The organism is Clostridia bacterium, assembly GCA_035561135.1.
Lineage (GTDB): Bacteria > Acidobacteriota > Terriglobia > Terriglobales > Acidobacteriaceae > DATMYA01.
The window spans coordinates 127,610-151,133 of sequence record DATMYA010000014.1 but is presented as its reverse complement, the minus strand read 5'-3'; the positions used below and the strand labels follow the sequence as shown (position 1 = coordinate 151,133).

The 23,524-nt window shown below is 57.2% G+C and carries 22 protein-coding genes and 1 tRNA gene; 5 read left to right on the top strand and 18 right to left on the bottom strand.

The features are described 5' to 3' along the window. Nucleotides 1–24: 24 nt before the first annotated feature. A complete protein-coding gene (locus VN622_04435; GenBank protein ID HWR35103.1) occupies nt 25–705 on the bottom strand; it encodes a succinate dehydrogenase in 681 nt (226 codons plus the stop codon). 812 nt (nt 706–1,517) lie between these two features. Here VN622_04435 and VN622_04430 point away from each other — a divergent pair. The 3 genes from VN622_04430 (at nt 1,518) to VN622_04420 (ending at nt 4,663) form a co-directional block, all read left to right on the top strand. After that, nucleotides 1,518–2,792, top strand: a complete 1,275-nt coding sequence (locus VN622_04430) for an inositol-3-phosphate synthase (protein HWR35102.1) — start codon at nt 1,518–1,520, stop codon at nt 2,790–2,792. Nucleotides 2,793–2,909: 117 nt separating this feature from the next. Continuing rightward, the gene (locus VN622_04425; protein ID HWR35101.1) at nt 2,910–3,314 is read left to right on the top strand and encodes a hypothetical protein; all 405 of its coding nucleotides are present in this window, start codon (nt 2,910–2,912) and stop codon (nt 3,312–3,314) included. A 311-nt stretch (nt 3,315–3,625) separates the two neighbouring features. Then, a complete protein-coding gene (locus VN622_04420) occupies nt 3,626–4,663 on the top strand; it encodes a M48 family metallopeptidase (protein HWR35100.1) in 1,038 nt (345 codons plus the stop codon). A 93-nt stretch (nt 4,664–4,756) separates the two neighbouring features. Here VN622_04420 and VN622_04415 read toward each other — a convergent pair whose 3' ends face one another. Next, nucleotides 4,757–4,978, bottom strand: coding sequence for a hypothetical protein (locus VN622_04415; protein ID HWR35099.1), 222 nt, complete (start codon nt 4,976–4,978; stop codon nt 4,757–4,759). Nucleotides 4,979–5,204: 226 nt separating this feature from the next. Next, a complete protein-coding gene (locus VN622_04410; protein HWR35098.1) occupies nt 5,205–6,515 on the bottom strand; it encodes an NCS2 family permease in 1,311 nt (436 codons plus the stop codon). Between the two features lie 142 nt (nt 6,516–6,657). Between VN622_04410 and VN622_04405 the strand changes: the two genes are divergently transcribed. Then, on the top strand, nt 6,658–7,827 hold the full coding sequence (locus VN622_04405) for a pyridoxal phosphate-dependent aminotransferase (GenBank protein ID HWR35097.1): 1,170 nt from the start codon (nt 6,658–6,660) through the stop codon (nt 7,825–7,827). Nucleotides 7,828–7,851: 24 nt separating this feature from the next. Here VN622_04405 and VN622_04400 read toward each other — a convergent pair whose 3' ends face one another. The 7 genes from VN622_04400 to VN622_04370 form a co-directional block, all read right to left on the bottom strand. Continuing rightward, nucleotides 7,852–8,481, bottom strand: coding sequence for an MBL fold metallo-hydrolase (locus VN622_04400; GenBank protein ID HWR35096.1), 630 nt, complete (start codon nt 8,479–8,481; stop codon nt 7,852–7,854). Between the two features lie 111 nt (nt 8,482–8,592). Beyond that, complete coding sequence (gene secG / locus VN622_04395; protein ID HWR35095.1) at nt 8,593–8,946, bottom strand: preprotein translocase subunit SecG; 354 nt, start codon at nt 8,944–8,946, stop codon at nt 8,593–8,595. 81 nt (nt 8,947–9,027) lie between these two features. After that, nucleotides 9,028–9,112 (bottom strand) — tRNA-Leu (locus tag VN622_04390). Nucleotides 9,113–9,301: 189 nt separating this feature from the next. After that, entirely contained in the window at nt 9,302–10,054 is a 753-nt protein-coding gene (gene tpiA / locus VN622_04385) for a triose-phosphate isomerase (protein ID HWR35094.1), read from the bottom strand. A gap of 81 nt (nt 10,055–10,135) precedes the next feature. After that, nucleotides 10,136–11,347 (bottom strand): phosphoglycerate kinase, encoded by a 1,212-nt coding sequence (locus VN622_04380; GenBank protein ID HWR35093.1) that lies wholly within the window; start codon nt 11,345–11,347, stop codon nt 10,136–10,138. A 161-nt stretch (nt 11,348–11,508) separates the two neighbouring features. Beyond that, entirely contained in the window at nt 11,509–12,519 is a 1,011-nt protein-coding gene (gap, locus tag VN622_04375) for a type I glyceraldehyde-3-phosphate dehydrogenase (protein ID HWR35092.1), read from the bottom strand. A gap of 142 nt (nt 12,520–12,661) precedes the next feature. Continuing rightward, on the bottom strand, nt 12,662–14,632 hold the full coding sequence (locus tag VN622_04370) for a S9 family peptidase (protein ID HWR35091.1): 1,971 nt from the start codon (nt 14,630–14,632) through the stop codon (nt 12,662–12,664). A 611-nt stretch (nt 14,633–15,243) separates the two neighbouring features. Here VN622_04370 and VN622_04365 point away from each other — a divergent pair. After that, nucleotides 15,244–16,275, top strand: coding sequence for a WD40 repeat domain-containing protein (locus VN622_04365; GenBank protein HWR35090.1), 1,032 nt, complete (start codon nt 15,244–15,246; stop codon nt 16,273–16,275). A 118-nt stretch (nt 16,276–16,393) separates the two neighbouring features. Here the strand turns inward: VN622_04365 and VN622_04360 are convergent, their stop codons facing one another. From VN622_04360 to VN622_04325, 8 genes are all read right to left on the bottom strand, one after another. Next, the gene (locus VN622_04360; protein ID HWR35089.1) at nt 16,394–16,882 is read right to left on the bottom strand and encodes a single-stranded DNA-binding protein; all 489 of its coding nucleotides are present in this window, start codon (nt 16,880–16,882) and stop codon (nt 16,394–16,396) included. Nucleotides 16,883–17,075: 193 nt separating this feature from the next. Further along, nucleotides 17,076–17,996 (bottom strand): HEAT repeat domain-containing protein, encoded by a 921-nt coding sequence (locus VN622_04355; protein ID HWR35088.1) that lies wholly within the window; start codon nt 17,994–17,996, stop codon nt 17,076–17,078. A 124-nt stretch (nt 17,997–18,120) separates the two neighbouring features. Further along, complete coding sequence (locus tag VN622_04350) at nt 18,121–18,549, bottom strand: DUF420 domain-containing protein (protein HWR35087.1); 429 nt, start codon at nt 18,547–18,549, stop codon at nt 18,121–18,123. 44 nt (nt 18,550–18,593) lie between these two features. Then, nucleotides 18,594–19,424: an ABC transporter permease gene (locus tag VN622_04345; GenBank protein ID HWR35086.1), complete on the bottom strand. Its 831-nt coding sequence runs from the start codon at nt 19,422–19,424 to the stop codon at nt 18,594–18,596. A gap of 10 nt (nt 19,425–19,434) precedes the next feature. Continuing rightward, nucleotides 19,435–20,469 carry an ATP-binding cassette domain-containing protein gene (locus tag VN622_04340; GenBank protein ID HWR35085.1) on the bottom strand — a complete coding sequence of 345 codons (1,035 nt, stop codon included), beginning with the start codon at nt 20,467–20,469 and terminating at the stop codon, nt 19,435–19,437. Between the two features lie 99 nt (nt 20,470–20,568). Then, nucleotides 20,569–21,522: a heme o synthase gene (gene cyoE / locus VN622_04335; GenBank protein HWR35084.1), complete on the bottom strand. Its 954-nt coding sequence runs from the start codon at nt 21,520–21,522 to the stop codon at nt 20,569–20,571. After that, on the bottom strand, nt 21,519–22,445 hold the full coding sequence (locus tag VN622_04330; protein HWR35083.1) for a COX15/CtaA family protein: 927 nt from the start codon (nt 22,443–22,445) through the stop codon (nt 21,519–21,521). The genes cyoE and VN622_04330 overlap by 4 nt, the downstream gene beginning before the upstream one ends. A 173-nt stretch (nt 22,446–22,618) precedes the next feature. Next, complete coding sequence (locus tag VN622_04325) at nt 22,619–23,392, bottom strand: carboxypeptidase regulatory-like domain-containing protein (GenBank protein HWR35082.1); 774 nt, start codon at nt 23,390–23,392, stop codon at nt 22,619–22,621. Between the last annotated feature and the right edge of the window lie 132 nt (nt 23,393–23,524).

Genomic DNA, 23,524 nt, shown 5'->3' with positions numbered 1-23,524 from the left:
TGAATGGGCGAACCGCCGCCCTACCTATCGATTGCTATGTTCCTGGTTGTACTGCTCGCCGGCTTCAATGCGCTTGGCTCCGGCGGGATCGATCGCCTGCTGCGGGAATTGATAGAAAGCGCGAATCGTTGCAAGGCCGAGCACGATCAACAACACCGCAAAAGCTGTGCAGACGTAGCCGAACTTCTTGCGAGCGTTCTCACCGACCGTGATGCCCCACTTCGCGGCAAACAGCCATATGCCATACGAAAAATGCCACGACGCCGCGATAATGCCGACAATGTAGAAACCTACCGTCCAAGGCTGCGTGAAAAATTCCATCTGCACCTTGCCGAACGCAGCGCCCGGATACTCAGGCAGGTGAACGCCCGAAAAGCGCATCACCCAGGTGTGATAGAGGATGTATGCAAATGCGATCGCGCCCGTCCACCGTTGGGACGTATAGAACCAATTGCCGGCCCACGGGTATTCGGTGGCATTGCCCTCGCCGCGGTACCAGATATAGAAGCCGTAGAACGCGTGATAGAGCAGCGGAATGAAAATGCCGAAGACTTCCAGGAAAACCCGGAACGGCAGTCCGGAGAGAAACTTTACCTGCAGCGCGTAGGCTGTCGCGCCATTCGTAGCGAAAGCGTTGGAGATAAAGTGCTCTAAAAGAAAAGCGCCGACTGGAACGATGCCGGTGATCGAGTGCAGGCGACGCAAAAGAAATGACTTCCCCTGGCCCGCACGCAGAGGCGCAACACCTTTCCGAATCCGTGTAGAACTGGCTGGTACTGGAGGACTGACCGACGATGCCACGGAACGGCTCCTTGATGGCTTAATTGAGGTTTTGAAGTACCCTGCATTATGCGGTGACGTCCAACGCACGTCAAGGCTACTGTGCAACAACTCAGACAGATTTTTGTTTGTGTTTGAAAACACTACAATGTTCTTAACAGGCACATTCCATTCGATGATTTTCGCTACATTTTACCTGCGCTACATCGATTTATCGACGCATCGATTTTCGAGCAACGGCATCGCCGGTGAACAGTTGCTAGCCGTCTGGCGTTCCTGAGTGCAGCGACGTAGCCGCGGAGTTGAAGGATTCCAACGTAATTAAAGATGGTGCAGCTCGGCAACGCCCGTTGGACTTTGGGCGGAGACTGTCGTTGTCACCTCGTGCCTGGTCTGGGTTCGCCCTCTGTGGCGAACGGTAATCGTTTGTTCGCAGGTCTGAGCGTGCGGGGAACCGGGGCAACGGCGCTCCCTCTCTACCGAGCAAAGTGTAGATGCCTTCCGGAATCGGGTCGGAAATCGTCGCGTGCCGTTTCGCCATTGAATGAACTAACGCGCAACTCAAGTGCGGAATCGCCCTGCTAAGCACAAATGTTTGCAAAAGCAGCCGAGGTGGGAGAAGATAACCCGTTTTGATCCCCATATAAGGAAGTGACTGATTACTGATGGCGACGGGGCAGAAGAACGTGCAAAAGGATAAAGGCGAGTTAAACGCACCTAAAGGAAAACTTGGCATCATGATCCCCGGGATGGGCGCCGTGGCTACGACGTTCGTTGCCGGCGTGGAAGCTATTCGTAAAGGCCTCGCTGCGCCAATCGGTTCGTTGACGCAGATGGGTACCATCCGTTTGGGCAAGCGGACCGATGGACGTTCTCCGAAGATTAAGGATTTCGTTCCGCTCGCAAATCTCGATGATCTCGTGTTCGCAGGGTGGGACATCTTCGAGGACGATATGTACACGGCGGCTCGCAAGGCCGGCGTGCTCGAAAAGGATCTGGTCGAACAAATCAAGCCGTTTCTGCAGACGATCAAGCCGATGAAGGCTGTCTTCGACAAGAACTTTGTGAAGAAGCTCGATGGGCCGAACGTGAAGACCGGCGCGAACAAAATGGAACTGGCCGAGCAGTTGCGCGAGGACATTCGCAACTTCAAGAAGACCAGCGGAGCCGAGCGACTTGTGATGATCTGGTGCGGTTCGACCGAGAGCTTCATCAAGGAAAGCGAAGTTCACGCAAGCGTCAAAACTTTCGAGAACGGATTGCGCAACAACGACGAAAACATCGCGCCCTCCATGATTTACGCCTACGCGGCCCTCATGGAAGGCGTCCCGTACGCGAACGGCGCGCCGAACCTTTCAACCGACATCCCGGCCATGCATGAGTTGTCGCGTCGTAACTCAGCGCCGATCTGCGGCAAGGATTACAAAACCGGCCAGACGTTGATGAAGACGATCCTGGCGCCGGGCTTCAAAGCTCGCATGCTCGGACTGAACGGCTGGTTCTCCACCAACATTCTCGGCAATCGCGATGGAGAAGTGCTGGAAGATCCCGGCTCGTTCAAAACCAAGGAAGAGTCGAAGCTGTCTGTGCTTGAGCACATACTTCAGCCGGAACTCCATCCCGAGCTGTACGGGAACATCTGTCACAAGGTCCGCATCAACTACTATCCGCCGCGCGGCGACAACAAGGAGGGCTGGGACAACATTGACATCTTCGGGTGGCTTGGCTATCCGATGCAAATCAAGGTTGACTTCCTCTGTCGCGACTCCATCCTTGCAGCTCCCATCGTGCTTGACGTCGTCCTGTTCATGGACTTGGCGCAGCGCGCGAGCGAACTGAAGGGAATCGGCATCCAGGAGTGGCTCAGCTTCTACTTCAAGTCGCCGATGACGGCGCCGGGGCTTTATCCGGAGCACGATCTGTTCATTCAGCTCATTAAACTGAAGAACACGTTGCGTCACTTGAAAGGCGAGGAACTCATTACCCATCTCGGCCTGGAGTACTACGACTGAGTTGGTCAAGAGTGGAACAGGATTCAGGGCAATTTGGGCGCGGCTACGGCCGCGCCTTTTATTTTGTGATGCCGGTTCTAAGCCGCCCCAGTCCGGGGCCGCGCATCGTAATGAGAGATGCCATGCCGCGCTCACCTGCGCTTTCTTTGTCCTCTGCTTCTGGCCGCGCTGGTTCCCGCGCTTCTGGCCGGGACCCCGGGGACGTTCCGGGGCACTCTGGTCGAACCGCCGTCGAAACAAAGCGGTCGCTGGATTTTCGTTAAGGGACGGAACGGTATGCTGCGCAAGGTGGAAATCTCGCGCGCGAAAGTGGTCTATGAGGAGACGGTCCCAAAATCCAAGCGCGAAAACCATCCGGAACTCAGCCTTAAGCCCGGTATCGAGGTGCGCGTCACTGCCGAGCAGGATTCCGGCGGGGAGTGGCGTGCTTCGGAAGTTGAGATTGTCGGGCCGGATCAACCGGAGGAAGACCCTGGCGAGCCCTCCGGCGAACAGCCTGGTGCAGATCTGAGGACAACCTAGTCCGATACCTCCCTAAGTTCCTCTTTTGCTGCGCGACTTCGCTCGTGGCACAGTGTTGAAGTCGTACAGAGGAGTCTCGTATCTAAGCTGGGCCGAGAAGGATTTCGAGAAGTTACGGAAACATGTACGTCCGAATGGGATTCCACGGAATCCAATGATCAAGAGGCTCCTGGAGCACGCGTATAATGCGCGTGTAAGCTAATGAGTATTCGGGTACAAGTAACGGGCCTGTTGGCGCAACGGTCAGTTTGGCAGTGCGCTGGACGGTATAGGACCGGTTCTGCAGACCGCGTCCTGCGGGAGAATTGTTGATGAAGTTCAAAGCGAGTTTGGCGACAGTAGCTTTGCTGTTCTCGTCGGTTGCGCCGTTCGCAGTCGCGCAAGACAAGAATCAGGACAAGCAGCAGGACGAGACGCAGCAGCAGAAGGTGAAGCCCGGAAGCAAGAATGATGTCGAGGCTATCGGCAATCGCGACATAGGTGGCAAGGGCAAGGGTCTGGGCAACTGGTACTCCGTCGAGAAAGAGATTGCGATGGGGAAGGAGTACTCGAACCAGATCGAGGCCAGCGTCAAGCTGGTTCAGGACCCTGTCGTGACCGAGTACGTGAATCGTGTCGGGCAGAACCTTGTGCGCAATTCGGATGCACGCGTTCCGTTCACGATTAAGGTGATCGACTCTGACGAGGTAAACGCGTTTGCCTTGCCCGGCGGATTCTTCTACGTGAACACCGGCCTGATCATGGCGGCCGACGAAGAGGCAGAGCTCGCCGGCGTCATGGCGCATGAGATCGCTCACGTAGCTGCGCGCCATGCAACGCGCCAAATGACGCGGAGCCAGTGGGCGAACATAGGCTCCATTCCGCTGATCTTCGTTGGCGGCGGTCTTGGCTATGCGCTGCGTAGCGCGGCAGGCCTGGGATTGCCAATGACCTTCCTCACGTTCTCCCGCGGCTTTGAGGTCGAGGCCGATTTCCTGGGCGTGCAATACATGTACAAGACCGGCTATGACCCACAGGCCTACGTATCGTTCTTCGAGAAGATACAGGCGAAGGAGAAGAAGAAACCAGGATCGCTGGCCAAGGCCTTTGCAACGCACCCGCAAACGCCCGATCGGATCGAAAAGACGCAAGGCGAGATCGCTTCAATTCTCCCTGCCCGCGATCAGTACATCGTCAGCACTTCGGAATTCGACATCGTCAAGTCGCGGCTAGCGGCACTTGAGAATCGTCGCAAGATCACAGATGACAAAGAAAGCCGTCCGACGTTGCGCCGCACGACGAATGATAAGAAAACCGACACAGGCGACACGAAAGACGACGATCGTCCGACATTGAAGCGTCGAGACTAGCGCTTCGACATACGTGGACCAAGTCCATGAGGAACCGGCAGCTCAGGCTGCCGGTTCTTGCTTTGTGTAGAAAGGGGGTGGTGGTAGATCGCTCTATGGGGCCGGATGCTGCTGCCGGGCGGCGGCGGCATCGCGCAGCTTGTTTGCACTCAACTCAAGGCTGTCAGAGAAAAGCTGGCGGATAAGCGCACGCTGGTTCGTAATAGTGCGTCCCTGCTCGATGGTGATTAGCGACATGAATATTAGAGCAACGATTAGGACGGCCGTAAAGCCGTTGCGACTAAACCAGCGCAACAGTCCGAGAGGTCTTGCCATAAGAGAATAGGAGGACTGGCGCGGTGTTGGAGTTGGCCGCACGGACAGGAATTCTGAAGCTCGACTTCACGCAAGAGGTGAGCGGATGATTTCTTCGCTCTCTGAGTAATAAAGTACGCAGCTGCTGAAGCGGTGCCCTGCCGACGGCTCTTCCCAGGGTTTCCCGTCCTAGCTTTGCTAGGGCGGGGTCGTTTCCGCTGATATCCTCAATGTTTGCGCGTCCGGTTCATTGATACGGATAAAAGATAAAGAAGAGCAGTGAAAGAGCAGTCAGTACCCATATGCCCGGACGCAGTTCCCTGCGTCGGCCAGAGACCACCTTGCATAGCGGATACAGCACGAACCCCGCTGTGATGCCCACCGCGATGTTGAACGTGAAGCACATAAGCACTACGACGGCGAATGATGGTATGGACTCCGTGTAGTCGTCAAAGTTGATTTTCACAATCGGCGCGAGCATGAACAGGCCCACAATGATCAGCGCGGGACCGTACGCCTGTGCTGGGATGGCAGCCACGAACGGCGAGAAGAACAGGGAAAGTGCAAAGCAGGCTGCGACAACAAGCGAAGTCAGCCCCGTGCGTCCACCGGCCTCAATCCCCGTCGCGGACTCAACGAACGCGCCAGCAGTTGTGGTTCCGAGAATCGGCGAGAACGTCGTAGCCAGCGCGTCGACCAGCATTGGGCGTTCAATCTGCGGAAGGTTCCCATCTTTATCCAGGAAGCCGGCGCGCGCGGAGAGTCCTATCAATGTTCCCATCGTGTCCACGAATGCCATGATGAAGATCGTCAGGACGATCGGGAATGCGCCCCAGGTCAAAGCTCCCTTCAGATCGAGCTGGCCCACGATAGGCATCACGCTCGGCGGCATGCTTACGATTCCATGCGGAGGCGGGGCCGTTCCCGCCAAAAATGCGACCAATGCAGTCACTATAATTCCGAGCAGGATTGCGCCTGGAAATTTCCGGATAGTCAGGATGCTGATTAATACAAATCCGAAGATGGCGACCAGCACGGGGTGTGACGTCAACGCTCCCGTGCGCACGGGGGAGCCCGCCGAGCCAAGCATAACGATGCCGGTCTGGTTGAGTCCGACGAATGTGAGAAAAAGTCCTATGCCTACCGCGAAACTGTAACGCAGCGACTGCGGCACGGATTCCACGACCCAGCTCCGCACTTTCAAAACCGTAAGTAGGATGAACAATACCCCGGCGATGAACACGGCTGCCAGCGCCGTTTGCCACTTGTAGCCAAGCAGTTGGCAAACAGTGAAAGCAATGAACGCATTCTCTCCCATGTAGGGCGCGATGGCGAAAGGCCGGTTGGCATATAGCCCCATAAGAAGGCAGCCGAAAATCGCAGCCAGCACGGTTGCTACCATCGAGGGTTCCGGCGGAATCCCTGCGGTTTTCAGGATTGCCGGATTCACAATCACGATGTAGGACATGGTTGTGAACGTCGTCAGCCCTGCAATGATCTCGCGGCCAACCGTTGTGCCACGTTCATCGATCTTGAAAAACGTGCGGAGTCTGCTCAACCGTTGCTCCTTGCACAATGCATTTGTGTCCCTTTGAGATATAAATTAGCTCAGAAATGATTTGCTGTTCGGAGCTGAAGGCGAACTCTACGATTTCGCGCGGCACAGCGTCAATAGATTCTGCTGCCGAGTGAGGAGCGAGATGTTTTCGAAGCGAACAAGTTGGAACCTGACACCGAACGGCTACTCGCTGGCGGTGGATGCTGCGCGCCGATCGGGCAGGAAACTGCTCGACCTCACTGCGTCGAACCCAACTGAAGTAGGACTTCAGTATGATCGGGAGCGGCTTATCTCGGCGCTCGCCAATCCCAATGCCCTGGAGTACGAACCGGCGCCGAAAGGATTGCTATCGGCCCGACAGGCCGTTGCGGCTTACTATCGCGAGCAGGGAACCGAACTTGATCCCGGGCAACTTGTGCTGACCGTCAGCACCAGCGAGGCATATAGCTTCTGCTTCCGCTTGCTCTGCGAACCGGGCGATGAAGTTATGGTCCCTGTTCCCAGCTATCCGCTATTCGAGTTCCTGGCGGATTTGCATGACGTCAAACTCGTCCCTTACGAACTTGTGTACGATCACGGATGGCAGATGGATTTCAATTCGCTCGAAACTCATATGAGCGAGCGCACCCGTGCCGTACTCGTCGTCCACCCGAACAACCCAACTGGCTCGTACGTTAAGTCCGCCGAACTCGCGGACCTGAACGCAATCTGCTCACGTCGCGAGATGGCCATCATCGCCGATGAAGTGTTCCTCGATTACGGGATCAATGGAACCCCTCCGTACAGCTTTGCCGCGAACAATGGTGCGCTGACTTTCACGTTGAGCGGATTATCCAAAATTAGCGGATTGCCGCAGATGAAGGTCGCCTGGATCGCGACCAGCGGTCCGGCAGCAGTTGCGTGCGAGGCACTCGAACGGCTTGAGGTTATTGCCGACACGTTCCTTTCCATGAATGCTCCTGTCCAGTGGGCCTTGCCGGAGCTGCTCGACTCGCGCCGCAGCATCCAGCAGCAGCTTCGTGGGCGAGTGCGAACGAACCTCGTTGAGCTAGATAGCCAACTCGCAAAGCAAAAGTCCTGCTCGCGTCTGCAAGTGGAGGGCGGTTGGTACGCGATCTTACGGGTCCCGATCACACGCTCGGATGAGGAACTGTCCATCGGACTACTCAATCATGTGTCTGTGTTAGCGCATCCGGGGCATTTCTACGATTTCGCCGCCGAGGGGCATCTTGTAATCAGCCTGATTGCGGGCGTCGAGGATTTTGCAGAGGGCTTGCGACGCATACTCGAATTCCTTGGGCGCAGCGCGTAACAGCGCTGAAGCGGTGCAGGGAAGTTACTTTTGCAGAAATGGATTCGTCTCGCGCTCTTCGCCAATGGTCGTCAGCGGCCCATGCCCGGGGATTACTACGGTGTCATCGGGCAGCGCGAGAATCTTGTCGTGCAAAGAACGGATCAGCTTCTCGTACGAACCGCCTGGAAGATCGGTGCGTCCGATGCTGTGGGCAAAGAGTGTATCTCCGGCAATCATCTTCTTCTCCGCCTCGAAGTAAACGCACACTGAGCCCTCGGTGTGTCCCGGAGTGTGTATGACCTTACCCTCCAGCGAACCAGCCTGCACCTTATCGCCACTGGCCAGTGAGCCGTCAATCTCTACCTTCTCAGGTGCTCTCATTCCGATCCATCCGGCTTGCACATCCAGCATCTTGAGCAACGCGTAGTCGTTCTGGTTGAGAAGAACGGGCGCGCCGGTCAGTCGCTTGAGTTTGCCGGCGCCGCCGATATGGTCTATGTGCGCGTGTGTAATGACGATCTGTCGCACATTGAGCGAATGTTTGCGCAGTACGGCGATGACGCCCTCTACGTTGTCGCCGGGATCGATCACAATGGCCTCGCGTGTCGCCTCGTCGCCAACGACAGAGCAGTTGCATTGCAAACGACCGACGGGAAAAATCTCATGAATCATAAAAACAGTCTCCAGCTTCTACCGTGAACTTGCAAGCTGTGTTGGAAAACTTACAGCCGAGAACACGAAAGGCCTCCGTTGCCGGAGGCCTTGTCATGGAATGAAAACTTGCTAACGTGAGGGCGTCATCGGCTGCGGCTCGGGAGCAGGTGTCTGCTGAGACGGCGCCGGAGCATTCGTAACCGGGGCCGACTTCGTGTTTCCGAGCACGGAGCCACTGCTGCTTGTTCCAGTGTTGCGCGTTGCAACGATGGCCAGCGTAAACGATGTCAGCATGAAGATGACCGCAGCCCACGTTGTTGCCTTCGTAAGCGCATTGGCTGCCGAACGCGGACCAAATGCCGTCTGGCTACCCATGCCACCGAAAGCTGCGGCAATGTCGGCGCTCTTGCCGCTCTGGAGCAGCACCACGGCGATAAGGAACAGGCAAACAACCACGTGGATGATGGTAATCAGGATGAACATGGATTCGTTATCTCATTTCGGCGCGCAACGCGCCAACCTGCTGAATATCGTCTATTTGGAACGCCTTCAGATAGGAGTTTATGGTGCGGAAGGCGGGACTTGAACCCGCACGCCTTTCGGCGCCACCCCCTCAAGATGGTGTGTCTGCCAATTCCACCACTTCCGCACTGGCACAGCCCTGGACGGAAACACACGCCTAAGGAACCGTTGCTCAAACTTCCAAAGAACACTGATGAGGCGAGCTAATTATAGCAAACGATGATGAGCTACGAAAGCCGCGACTCTCGCGCGCACTGGGGTAATAATTCTGAGCGCCTCTACGCAGCGCTCAGAATGTGATTCGTTCGGAAGCGAGCTACCACTTTATGATTGCCGAAAAAGAATCCGGCTTCAGACTAGCGCCGCCCACCAAAGCGCCGTCGATGTTCGACTGCTGCATGAGCGAATTTACATTCTCGGGTTTCACGCTGCCGCCATAGAGAATGCGCATGTTTTCGGCAAACTCCCGGCCGAACGCCTTTTCTGCTTCGTGCCGAATGACGGCATGAGCATCTTCCGCCATCTCCGCGGTTGCTGTTTTGCCGGTACCGATGGCCCACACGGGTTCGTACGCCACGCTCAACTTCGCGGCTTTTCGTGCAGAAATTCCCCGGAACCCGCGTGAACACTGGCGCTGCAAAACTTCTTCCGTCAGTCCTGCCTCTCGCTCCTCGATCACTTCGCCTACGCAAAGAATCGGGGCAAGTCCAGCCTCGAGCGCAACTTCTGTCCGGCGGTTCACCGTATCGTCAGTTTCGCCGAAGTACTGACGCCGTTCTGAGTGACCAAGGATGACAAACTCGCAGCCTGCGCCCACGAGCATCGCACCCGAGATTTCACCCGTGAACGCACCTTCCTTCTCCCAAAACATGTTCTGTCCGCCAACCTTAATATTTGTTCCGCGTGCCGCCTCGACCACCACAGCGATGTCGACATACGGAGGGCAGATGACAATCTCATCGCGGTCATGTCCCTTGACAAGTGGAATGAATGCCTTCATGAATTCGCGGGACTCGTCCGGAGTCTTGTACATTTTCCAATTGGCGGCGATGATCTTTTTGCGTTTCATGTCCTGTCTTTCCCGGGCCGGCCTTCAGGCTCGGCCTCAATGTGAATACGTTTACGATGTGTTGGGCAGCCACCATTTCCGCTACTTCTTGTCCGTCAATGCTTCCACGCCGGGCAGTCGCTTGCCTTCCAGGAACTCCAGCGAAGCTCCTCCACCGGTCGAGATGTGCGTGATGCGGTCCGCGACTCCTGCCTTGTGGACGGCCGCGACACTGTCTCCACCACCGACAATCGAAGTGGCTGTACCGTTGTCCGCGACCGCATGCGCGATCCTAGTGGTTCCAGCCGCAAACAGATCCAGTTCGAAGACTCCCATCGGCCCGTTCCACACGATTGTGCGTGCCTGGGCTATCTCGTTGGCAAAGAGTGCAGCACTCTCCGGGCCGATGTCGAGCGCCATCATGTCAGATGGAATCGCTTCGCCCTTACCGATTGCGCGGGGATGCGCGTCGGCAGATACTTTATCGGCGACCACGTGATCTACCGGCAGAAGAATACGAACGTTACGCTGCTTGGCCTCGCTCAAGAGTTCCGTCGCCAAGTCCAGTTTGTCGGTTTCTAGGAGTGATTTACCGATCTCCTGGCCCTGTGCCTTGAGGAACGTATAAGCCATGCCGCCGCCGATAATGAGCGCATCGACTTTGCCGAGCAGGTTGCGGATGACACCAATCTTATCGCTGACCTTGGCTCCGCCCAGGATTGCGATGAATGACCTCTCGGGATGCTGCATCGCCTTGCCGAGATACTCAAGTTCCTTTTCCATTAGCAATCCGGCCGCAGACTTCGCGACGTGGTGTGTAATGCCTTCGGTCGATGCGTGCGCGCGGTGCGCGGAGCCGAACGCGTCATTCACGTAATAATCGGCGAGCGTTGCAAGCTGCTTTGCAAACTCCTCGTCGTTCGCTTCTTCTTCGGGATGAAAGCGCAAGTTCTCGAGCAGCAGCGTCTGTCCGCGCTCGAGTTTACCGGCCATCTCTTCCGCCTGCATGCCGATGCAGTCGGGAGAAAATCCGACGTTCTGTCCTCGTCCGATCTTTTCATCGAGCAGGATGCGAAGGCGTTCGGCGGCGGGTTTCAGGCTCATCTGTGGATTCGGCTTGCCCTTGGGGCGTCCGAGGTGTGAAGCGAGGATGACCTTTGCGCCGTGGCGCAGGGCGTATTCGATTGTAGGCAGCGTTTCGCGTATGCGAGTGTCGTCCGTCACGCGTCCGTTATCAAGCGGAACGTTGAAGTCAACACGCATGAAAATGCGGTGATTGTTTAATGGCAGGTCACGAATGGATAGCTTCGACATCACGTTCACCCCTAGTCTGTCTGGCCCGGCAGGGCACCGGGATGGTTCGACACGTTGGCGCTTGAATGGCACAACGCCGGGCTGCTCATCTGAGACTCACTTGCTGCGGGAGCAAGCTGTGCGCCGGGGAGTGCCCCGGCGCCTCAGTCGATTACAGTCGATTAGAGACCCTTGCTGCCGATAAAGCCGATCAAATCACGTACGCGGCAGCTATAGCCCCACTCGTTGTCGTACCAGGAGATGACCTTCACGCAGTTGCCGGCAACGACGCGCGTCATCGGCGCGTCCACGATGGAGGAGCGCGGATCGCCGCGGAAATCCATCGAGACCAGCTCGTTCTCTTCAAATCCAAGATAGGGCGCGAGCGGCCCGGTTTCAGACGCCTTCTTCAACGCGGCGTTGACTTCTTCCACGCTGGTCTTCTTTTCCACGAACACAACGAGGTCGACCACGGAGACGTTAGGCGTAGGCACGCGCATGGCGAATCCGTCCAGTTTGCCCTTCAGTTCCGGGATGGCGAGATAAACCGCCTTTGCAGCGCCTGTAGAGGTCGGAATCATCGACAAGGCAGCGGCGCGTGCGCGGCGCAGGTCCTTGTGCGGGAAGTCGAGGATGACCTGGTCATTCGTGTAGGAGTGGATCGTGGTCATCGTGCCGGACTGGATGTTAAACGTGTCATTGATTACCTTGGCAATGGGCGCAAGGCAATTCGTCGTGCAGGATGCATTAGAAATGATGTTGTGCTTGGCGGCATCGTACTTGTCTTCGTTCACGCCCATCACGATCGTGATGTCTTCGTTCTTCGCCGGAGCGGAGATGATGACCTTCTTCACGGGACCGCGGAGGTGCTTCTTGGCATCGTCGGCGTTGGTGAAGCGGCCAGTCGATTCGACGACGACCTGAACGCCCTGCGATTCCCAATCGATTTTGGCGGGATCTTTCTCGGAGAAGACGCGAATCTTCCGGCCATCGACTTCGATCGAATCACCGGACGCAACAATCTTGTTCGGCAGGTTGCCGAGGATCGAATCGTACTTGAGCAGGTGCGCAAGCGTCTTGGGGTCCGTCAGATCGTTAACGGCAACGATTTCGATGTTCTGGTCCTGAAGTGTGGTGCGCAGAACGTTACGGCCAATGCGGCCAAACCCGTTAATTCCAACTTTTATAGCCATCTTGCCTCCATATCAGAATTGCAGAGCAGCACAACAGTACGCAGAAAAAAGAACAAAAAATCGTAGCACAAATCTGCGCATTCCACATGGAACACAAAAAGGGCCGCATTAATTCGCGGCCCTTTTCGGTGCTGCTGCATTTTCAATTATTCAGAGAAGCTTGTTTCGCGGCCGGTTCTCCCGCCAGGAACTGCTGCATAAACAGGATCGTCGAGTAGAACTGGAAGTCGGCATTCTTCTTCTTCCCGAAGCCGTGACCCTCATCTTTTCCAACGAGATACCAAACAGGCGTGCCGTTCTGCCGCACCGTTGAAACCATCTGGTCGGCCTCGGAGATCGGTACGCGCGGATCGTTCTTGCCCTGCACAACGAAGAGTGGCTTGGTGATGTTCTTCGCCATGTTGAACGGTGCCGTGCGTTCGAAATATTCGCGCATCTTCGGGTCGCGTTCGTCGCCATACTCGGCGCGGCGCAGGTCGCGACGGTACGCTTCCGTATTCTGCAGGAACGTTACGAAGTTCGAGATGCCAACCACGTCGAGTGAGCACGCGATGCGGTCGTTATAACGTGTTGCGATGGCCAGCGTCATGTGTCCGCCGTAGCTGCCGCCCGTCACCATCACGCGATTTGCGTCGAGATCGGGTCGCGTCTTGATCCAGTCCAGCAGCGCCTCGATATCTTTGTAAGTGCCTTCGCGAGCCATGCCGTTGTCGGCCAGCGCGAACGTCTTGCCGTAGCCGAGCGATCCGCGGACGTTCGGGAAGATGATGGCGACTCCTGTTTCATTGATGAAGTAGTTGCTGCGCCCCAGGAAACCGGGCCGCGACTGGCCTTCCGGTCCACCGTGGATATTAATGATCACCGGGCGCTTGCCCGCGAACTTCGCAGCATCCGGCATGTAGAGGAATCCGCTAATCTCTAGGCCGTCGAAACTCTTCCACTTGACCAACTCCGGCTCGGAGAACGTAAGCGGATTGAGGCCGCCGGTCTCGCTATACGTCCAGCGGTCGACCTTGCCCGCAGTGATGTCGAGCGAATACACGTCCGATGGAGAACGCGCCGAGGTAATCGAGAATGCGAGGTCGCGATTGTTTTCGTGCCAGTTAATGCCGCCAATGATGCCCACAGGCAGCTTCGGCAATGCGCGTTCCTTGCCGGCCGCCGTATCGAGCACATGCAGCACGCCGAGACCGTTTTCGTTCGTCGTGAAAGCAATCAGCTTGCGGTCCCACGAGAGACGTCCGCCTTCCACTTCCCATTTGTAATCGGTCAGGAAAGTCGGCTTCTTCGTCGCCAGGTCGATATACGCAATGCGCTGGAACTCACTCCCCTGATCCGTTGTGACGTAGATGCCCTTGCCGTCCCGGCTGAATCCAATTGCGTCGTACGAAATTTTTTCGCCACCCTTCGGTGTCAGCAGCGTCTTGTTTCCCGTTGCCACGTCCACCAGCCACAGATAGCTCTCGTTCACCGAGACATATTCCTCTGCCAGCAGCGTCTTGTCGTCCGGAGACCAGTCGGAAATACCCCAGCCACCGCCCTGGTTCTGTACCAGCAACCGGTCGCTGCTCTTGTTGCTCGGGTCGATGATGTAGAAGTCGAGATCGCCACGGCTGCGGCGCGTGGAACCGTACGCCACTCGATCGCCAGCATTCGCCCACGGCCCCATGATGTTGCGCGACTTGCCGTCGGTGAGCAGTGTGACGTTGCCGCTGGCCACGTCATACCGATAAAGCTGGAACCATTCGCCGCCGCCAACGTCCTTGCTGAAGACGAAGTAATCGCCCTTGTGCGGATGGTAAGCAGCCCCACCCGTGCGGTCGGGGAAGAACGTAAGCTGCATGCGCGCGCCGCCCGGCATCTTGATTTCGTGTATCTGGTTCACTTCCGCGAAACGGGTAGTGATCAGCATCTCGCGTTTTAAGGGATGCCAGTCGAGCGCCGCAGCCGCGCGCGATTCCGTGTACTGATTTGCTCGCTCGGCGATACTGGCCGGAACGGCCGGCACACCCTGAACGACAAGGTTCTCGTTTGGCACGACGACTTCTGTATTTTGTGCGAACGCAAGTGTGCCGGCCAGAATAAGACCAAGCACTGAAGCAAGTTGTTTCATGGCGGAATCTCCTCAGGAGGATGACATGCAGCGGCCTAAGAGATTACGTTGAGCAGCGCAGAAAGGCAACGGCAGTCGCCGAGTCGCGCCGGAGAAAGCGACGGCCCCGAGTCGTGCGCGGACCCGATTGCCGAGGCGCACACTAATGCCAGTGGAAACCCAAAACAAAAGCCGCCAGCATTGCTGACGGCCCAAATTGCTGACAAACTCGTGCGACGCGGAACACACAGTGGAGAGAAAAGTGTCATCCTGAGCGAAGCGAAGAACCTGCTTTGTGCTGCTGCTAAAAACAAAGCAGATCCTTCGGCCGCACCAAAAGCAGGCGCAACCTCAGGATGACGCATAGATTGGTGGATGACTTTGTCAGCAGCCTGATTCGCCAGCATTTGCTGACGGCTCAGATGCTGATAAACGGGAGCGTCATGTCGACCGGAGCGCCGAAGGCGCGGAGCGGAGACACCTTGTGTTCTCTTCCATGCGAACCGCGCCAGATTTGACGTTGAGAAGTACGGATCCGCAGGGACGTAAGTTCCTGAAATCGAACCACATGGATCCTATGAAGCGTTCATTTCTGTTGATATCTTTCCTCCGCGTTGATCGGTTGTGTGACAATGGCCAGCATGAACTCAAATCCTTTGGTTATTCTCATCGTTATCCTTGCTGCGGCGATCACATCTAGTGCCGCCGAGTTTCCAAAGTGGAAGCCACGAAATACTGTTGCTGTCGGGAGTTCTCCCCGAGTACTTAGCTATTCACCCGACGGTAAGCTGATTGCAGTTGGAGACGCTGACGGCAGTCTTAGGATCATTTCCGTTGATTCAGGATCGGTTGTTAAGTCCGCAGCGTCCGATTTGAAACCTCTCCTCGAAATACACTTCCTCGCGAAATCAGGACGGCTGTTGGCATGTGGTGGAGAAAACCAGGTTCAAGTGTTTTCGGCAACTAACTGGACCGTCGTTGCTCGGGCAGAGGGTATTCGCGCATGTGAAGTGTCCGAAGATGAGAACCTGCTAGTTGGAGGAGATGGCAAAAAGCAGGGCGAAGCATTAGTGCTCTGGGATCTCAGCGATTTGAAGCCTATCCGACCACTCTTCAGCAAAGGTGCGAGGCCAGTCGATCCGTCGTTCGCGAAGGGCGGACAAGTTGCGGTTTCTGTGTCACGCGTTCCTTATCTAGTCGATGTAGAAACCGGGCAAGCGACTAAGATTCAACAGGCCGGCGATACTGCGACTGCCGTGAAGATTGAGAAAGGCCAGGGGAATCAAGCTGCGTTGTCACTCGGCGCATTGCAGGATGATGATGCGCCCACCCATCGTGTCGCAGCGAGTTGGGATGGGGAGCTGGTCGCCTTGGGCCGCGGCTGGGCTGGTCAACCGGATTTCGTTGATGTTTGGGCCGTCTCAAATATGAAACGACTACTCAGGGTCAAAGAAGAGAACACCGGGACCGAAGCGAGCATTTCTTTCGACGATCAACTGGTGGCTGTCGGTTCTTCGAAGCCAGGTGACATTTCGATTTATCGGATCAAGGACAAGAAGAAAGCCACTCTACAAGGCAGCAATCTGTTTCAGTTCAATCCGAAGGTCCTAGAATTGGCTGTAGCCCAGGACGGAACGCTGTCGTTCTACGTCCCGGCGAAATGACCTATAGGCCTCGAAGCAACTGGATGAGGCGTACACGAATTTCAGTGGAAGTCTCAAAAGCAAAAGCCGCCAGCATAGCTGACGGCTTCTAAACTAATCACTATCCACTGATCGCTGGCTAGAACGGTATATCGTCGTCCGTGATTTCCGTCCCGCGTGCAGCTGAGGCACCCGCGTTGTCGTAGTCGGGCGCGCCTTGGTTGAAGTCGTTGGATGCAGCGCCGCGTGAGCGTCCGCCGCTGTAGCCGCCGTCTGCGCCTTCGGCGCCGGGTTTGCCGCCGAGCAGCACGAGTTCGTTGGCGACAACTTCCGTGGTGTAGCGCTTTGCGCCCGTCTGCTTGTCATCCCACGAGCGCGTTTGCAGGCGCCCTTCGATGTAAACCTTGTTGCCCTTTTTCAGATAGTCGCGGGCGATTTCGGCCAGCCGAGCCCAGACAACGATGTTGTGCCATTCCGTGCGCTCCTGCCACTCGCCAGACTTGTCCTTAAAATTCTCAGACGTTGCGATGGAGAAGTTTGCGACGGCCGTGCCCTGTCCGGTGAACTTCACTTCAGGATCTTTGCCGAGGTTGCCGATGAGGATGACCTTGTTAACGCTCTTTGCCATGAGGGCGCTCCTTAACTCACGCGTTCAGATGGGGCTCTTCGCGGGAAGATTGACAACTATATCAGAAGACGGCACATGGGCAGAAAAGACGCATTCGGCGAGATGTGCTGAGCCAGAATTCGCGAACCGGATTCCACGGGCACGATGGGTCTTGCGAGCATGCCGTGAGCGTGGGCGCAACCTGCTTCGCGAGCTACTTCACATCCGCGCGCGCCCGGATTGACTGCTCGGCCAGTGCCGCCTGCTCGCGCACGCTTGCGGGTATATCCGGCACGTCCTGAAGGTAGCGCGCGATGTTCGCAAGATCGCCGGGCTCCCCGATTTGGTAGAGCGCATGGAGAGCGGCATAGGCTTGTTCAGGTGCCGGATCGAGGGTGGCGACGGGCGTGCCGGGCGAGAGTTCATCGCCGGAGCGAACCTGAGAGCGCGAGACGCGTCCTGAAACCGGAGCAGGTACGTCGATTTCCGCATCGCCATTCCGCAGACGAGCAACGGGCTCACCGGCACGTACCAGCGTTCCTGTTTTCGCCGCCTTCACCACGCGGCCGCCCTGGGCAGCCAGCATGCGCACTGGTTCCAGCAGCAGCACGATCTGGTCGTGTCCGCTGCGGTCGCCGAACTGCACCAGCGAAAGCGCCGCGGCGGCGCGAACGTCGGGAGCGGAATCGTTCAGCATCCCGGTGAGCACGCGATGGAAATCGCCACGTTGCGTGTCTTGTCCCATGGCCCATGCCACTGCCACGCGAACGTGCTGGTCAGGATTCTTCGCAAGCCGGAACAGCTCAGGAGACCACTGCGACGTGGGACGATGCTCCCGTGTCGCTTCGCCAATCCTGCGTACGGCACTCTCCTGCATACGGGGATGCGCATCGTCGCGGATGTATCGCGAAATCTGCTGATCGGGATCCTGAAATGCGCCCCATCCTCCCCGCCAGAAGAATACCGAACCAAGCGCGATTACGAGGACCAGTGCAGCCCAAGCCATGCGAGCGGCACGAGAGAGGCCCTTCCTCGCCGGTATGGCGGGAGCCGTGTGAAAGTTGGTCACAGGCTCTGGGCCGGGTTTGTCGTCGGTCTGGCTGATGTGTGGAACGCGGCTTGGCTCTGGGCTCATGCCATTCCAGGACCTGAGTGCAGTCCTGCCTCACCCCGGTGTTGTCGCGCATATTACCTCAAATTGCCCGTGATTGGGATCACATGCGCGAGTGATAAGCAGGAAGGTGAGTTCCGCGCCCCCCTCAGGCGGCGAACAAGTGGTAGAGCATGAAATAAATCACTACGCCCGTTACAGAGACATACATCCAGACCGGATAGGTCCACCGGGCAATCGCGCGGTGCAGAGCGTAGCGTGCCCTCAGGGCGCGGGCGAGCGTCACCAGCACCATTGGCACAATGGCCGCAGCCAGCACTGTGTGGGTCAGCAGGATCGTGAAGTAAACCGGCCGCGACCATCCCTGCCCCTGAAAGCGAACCGACCCGACCTGCGCGTGGTAGTAGAGGTAGGAGACGAGGAAAAGGGAAGACGTGACCAGCGCGGTGACCATCGTCCGGCGGTGCGCGCCCATATTGCCGCGCCGGATGAACTGGTGTCCGACGAGCAAAAGGACGGCGCTCGTGCCGTTCAGGACGGCGTTCAGTGCTGGGAAAATTGCGAGTGCGTCGGACATGATTTGAGTTCGCGCGCTATCCCGTGTGAGGGCGCGCTTAATTCTTAGGCCGCAGGCTTCGTCGTGCGCCGATTCGCCACAGCAAACGCCAGTGTGAACATAATTGCCGTAAACACGCCGAGGATCGCGAGGCAGAAGTCAACCGGGAAATCCGGCGATGCCGAGGCTGGGAACAGCAGGGCGCGCAGTGCCTCCGTCCCGTACGTCAGCGGGTTGATGCGCATGACGATCCTGACCCAAAACGATGCGCCACTCAGCGGGAACAGCGACCCCGAGAGCAGCCATAACGGAATCAGGAAAAGGTTGATGATGGCGTGGAAACCCTGTGTGGAATCCATTGGCCATGCGATGGCGAAGCCAAGAGCCGTCAGCGAGAACGCAACCAGAAAGATCGTCAGCGCAATCAGCAACGACTGCTCAACTCCAAAATGCACGCCCATGAATGGAGCGAATATGAGGAAGATCAGCCCCTGAATTGTGGCCAATGTTGTCCCGCCCAGAATCTTGCCCAGCACGATGACGGAGCGGTGCACCGGCGCGACCATCACCGATTTCAGAAAGCCCTCGTTGCGATCTTCGATTACGGACATCATCGTGAAGATCGCGGTAAACAGCACGATCATGATTAGTGCGCCGGGGAAAAAGAAGGCCATGTAGTGCTGGTTCGTCGCGGCACCCTGGTTTCGAAAGGATGTACCGAACCCGGAGCCCATGACGATCCAGAACAGCACTGGTGACGCGATGATGCCAATAACGCGGCTCTTCTGACGATAGAAGCGCACAACTTCGCGGGACCAGAGTGATAGCACCGGCGTCAGGCTGAACGTCGCGCCTTCAACTGTGGGCGCTGTGAGAGCTGCAGTTTGCGTTGCCAAATCGGTTTCCTCAGTGCTTCTTTGCTTTGCGGCGTCCGGTAGTATCAGCGTCATCCTGCTGATCTTCTTCTGTCCAGAAGCGATGTCCTGTGCGATGGATGAATACGTCTTCCAGCGTTGGCTTGCTGATTGAGACTGCGTCAATCTCGCCGGGGAAAGCCTCCACCACGTCGGTGACGAAGCGATGCCCGCCTTCGCGCTCAATGCGAATCTTGTCGCCCACCACCGTCGCGGGGATTCCATAGCGCGCCTGGATGCGTTGAGCCAGTGCTTCTGGTTCGCGTGCTTCCAGCACAATCACGTCGCCGCCAATCTCGCTCTTCAGTTCGGCAGGAGTGCCCATCCCAACCAGCTTTCCCTGGCTCAGGATGGCCAGTCGATCGCACCGCTCGGCCTCTTCCATCAGGTGAGTCGTGACCAGCACGGTCACGTGTTCCTGTTCGCGCAGAATGTTGAGATATTGCCAGAGGTCGCGACGCGCACCCGGATCGAGTCCAGTAGTAGGCTCATCGAGCAGCAGCACAGATGGATGGTGCAGCAGACCTTTCGCCAGTTCCAGGCGGCGCTGCATGCCTCCGGAAAAAGTCTCAGCGCGTTCCTTCGCGCGATCCAGAAGCCCGACGCGGCCCAGCATCTCGCCCACGCGATGGCGAAGGGCATTTCCGCGCAATCCATATAGATGGCCGATGTGCGTCAGGTTCTCTTCTGCCGAAAGCTTCACGTCGATGCTCTGCGCCTGGAACACCACTCCTATCTCACGGCGCACGCCCGTCGGATCTGCCGCGACATCGTGTCCCTGAATGATGGCGCGCCCGCCGGTCGGCAGCATCAGAGTCGAGAGAATGCGGAACATCGTTGTTTTGCCGCTGCCATTCGGACCCAGCAAGCCGAATATCTCCGCATGACGGACGTCGAACGAGACGCCGTCCAGCGCGGTGCGATTCTCGTAATTGTGGCGAAGGTCCTGAACCTGTATGACCGCGGATGGTCTCGGGCCTGTAGATACGGCCTCGGACGATGATTGCGGCGCGGAGAAGGCTGGCATTCTGGAAATCACAGGCAATTCTACTTTAATCACAATTCGATGTTTGAACTCTGGAAACAAGCATGAAACCTGCACAGTAGCTATCGAGCGCAATGCACCTTAAGCCGCACCGTCGATCATCATCAACGCGAACAAAAGAGGTAAATAAAACACCGTCGCCTGGAGCAGTTGCCGCGCCTGCACTTTCGACGATGGGTCGGAGGGTGCGAGTTTCGCCTGCCAGATGCGCAGGCTGAAGCGGAACAGAACCATGCCCAGCAAAAGCGCTCCGGCGAAATACACCTTGCCTGCCATTCCTAGAAGCGTGGGAGCGAGCGTCGCAGGAATCAATGCCACCGAATACAGCAGGATGTCGCGCGCCGTAGAACGTCCGTCCTTCTCCACGACGGGAAGCATTCGTATCCCGGCTCGCTCGTAGTCTTCGCGATAGAGCAGTGCGATGGAGTGGAAGTGCGGGAACTGCCAGAAGAACACGATTGCGAACAGTACAACGGCTTCCCAATCCAGTCGCCCGCGAATCGCCGTCCATCCCAGTAGGGGAGGCATCGCGCCGGGGAAGGCGCCGACGAATGTACAAATAGGCGCAACTTTCTTCAAGGGCGTGTAGGCAGCCAGGTAGACGACAGACGTCGCAAATGTAAGCGATGCCGTAAGCAGATTCGTTGCAATCGCCAGGTACATCGAACCGCCGAGAATCATCAGCAGGGAAGCGATGCTGGCATGTGCCACGCTCATGCTGTGCGTCACCAGCGGACGCCTTGCGGTGCGGCGCATCAGCGCGTCGAGGTCCCGCTCCAGCACCTCGTTCATCGCGGCCGTCCCGGCAGAGACCAGTCCAATCCCGAGCAGTGCGTGCAACAAGGTCCAACTCAGCGACGCCACGTCTGACTTCAATGCGGCGAAGTAACAACCGCACCACGCAGTCACGATAATCAGCGTCGTTACGCGTGCCTTGATTAACTCCGAGTAATCGCGCGCCAGCCTTGCGGTTCCGCCACGGCGTACGGTTTGGGCACTCGAGGGTGTCGCTATTGTTTGTGTCACGCTGCTCATGCGATCACGGCCTTCGGTGTCGTTCTCACGGTCTCCTCATGCTTCGCGGCCATGTGACGCCGTGCCTGTACGGCAAGCACCACGCTTGTGGCCAATAGCAGCGCACCAATGGCAACATGGGCTACCGTCGTAGCGACCATGCTCTCCAGTGGCTGCGGCGCATCTTTGTTCCACTCGACGCGAGTAAGATAGGCGCCGAAACCAAGCGATATCTGCGACACCAGCAGGAAAAGCACCGCCAGCGCCGGCCGTCGAAGCTGCTCGATTTCCGAGTGACGCGACAGGACGCGGACTACGGTCCACAGCAACAGGATCGTCACAATGCAGGCGCTCACCAGGTGCGGCACCAACTTCATGCCGTTGTGCCGAAACGCCGCGCCCAGGATCAACTGCACGTACACTGCGGCGACAGACAAAGTCGCTAGAATATTCAAAGTCGGGCGTTCAGAACTCACGATTGTCCGCGGTTCGGCTTCCACCCAGCGGCGTCCGGTGAACAGAGCCATGCATACTAAGATGCAAAAGAATGTCTGCGCCAGGGTTGCGTGCGCTGTCGAAACAGCCGGCGGCAAGTAGAACAAGACTGTGATCCCACCCAGGACGCCCTGCGCGATGACGGTTCCGAGCGCTGCCCAACCCAAGGCACGCATCCACCGGCGCCGGTCAACCTTCTGTGTCCAGACCGCGAGAATGATCGTTAGCAACCCGATGAACTGGGCGATCATTCTATGTCCGTGCTCAAACTTGACTCCCCCGACCATCGGGGGAATGCGGTAGAGTGAGCCGAACGAAGTCGGCCAATCCGGCACGGAGAGTCCTGCATCGTTGCTTGTTACCAGCGCGCCTGCCGCAATCAGCAAAAAGGTCATGAATGCCGTAAACCACGCAAAACGGTGGTGCGCAGCGTTGAACGGGGTCGTCAAGGATTTCGTAAGAAACTCCTTAGTTCGCGCAAGGGCAGCTTGCAATAGATTGCTTACATTTATGCGACGTCTGCGGGAAGGGAATTGCTGCCCGCCTCGGTACCTACATGGCCGTCGCCCCACAGCGACACCATGTACCTGGTTGTAATAGTCCAACTGAAAGATGCTCCAGCCTAGCTGCCCGATTCAGAAAAGCTGAACTCTGCAATTGCGTCCTTTTTCGGCGCAACTGTGATCTGCTGTTCCTGCTCACCAAGGCGCTCGTGAACAGCGGCTAGGGTGTATGTACCCGGCGGCAGTCCCGCGATCTCGAACTTCCCGTCCTTGTCGGTCACCGCAAAAAATGGGTGTGGCAGCACGCTTATATACATCCTCATCCAGGGATGCTGGTTGCACTTCAGCGGCAACATGATTTCGGATGCCGAAAAGCTGGTTCGGAGCGGCTCTGCCTTCGGTCCCTGTGACCGGTTCCACTCCTTGTTCCCGTTCTGCTTCGGCGTGGGATGGACGTTGTGCATGGCATTATCGCTGTTCAGGATTGTGACTGGCTGGTTCACCATCACCGCCAGCACGTGCGGATGGTAGCGACAACCGCTCTGGTCAATGATGGCTTCCGCCTTTGGCGTCTCAAAGGTGTAATTCCCAAGTCCTGCTTTGACGTAAACCAGGGTATTAGCCAGTTTGCCGTTGTCTACGACGACAGACTCCGACTGCTGTGCTTTGGCGCCGCAAGCAGGATCCATACTCATGTCGATCGCCGTTGCCTTCGGTGATCCTGCAAACTTGACGACTCCTCTGAGGGTCGCGGCGGTTGCGGGATCGATTTTCATAGCGGGCGCTTCCGCCTTCGTCTGTTGCTGCTGGCTCGCCTGCTGGCCGTTGTTGCTGCAACCTGCCGCAAACACAAGCACGCTCGCGCAGAGCATAGCCACCGGAGTAAACCTCATCACCAAGTACCTCCTAATGACATCAGAGCCGTCCCCACAAACACGGTATCTTACATCGACCCAAGGTCATCAAGACCCGTGTCTTCGAGACAAAGTCGCGGATACAAAGTCGCGCTGCCGCCCGACGAGTCC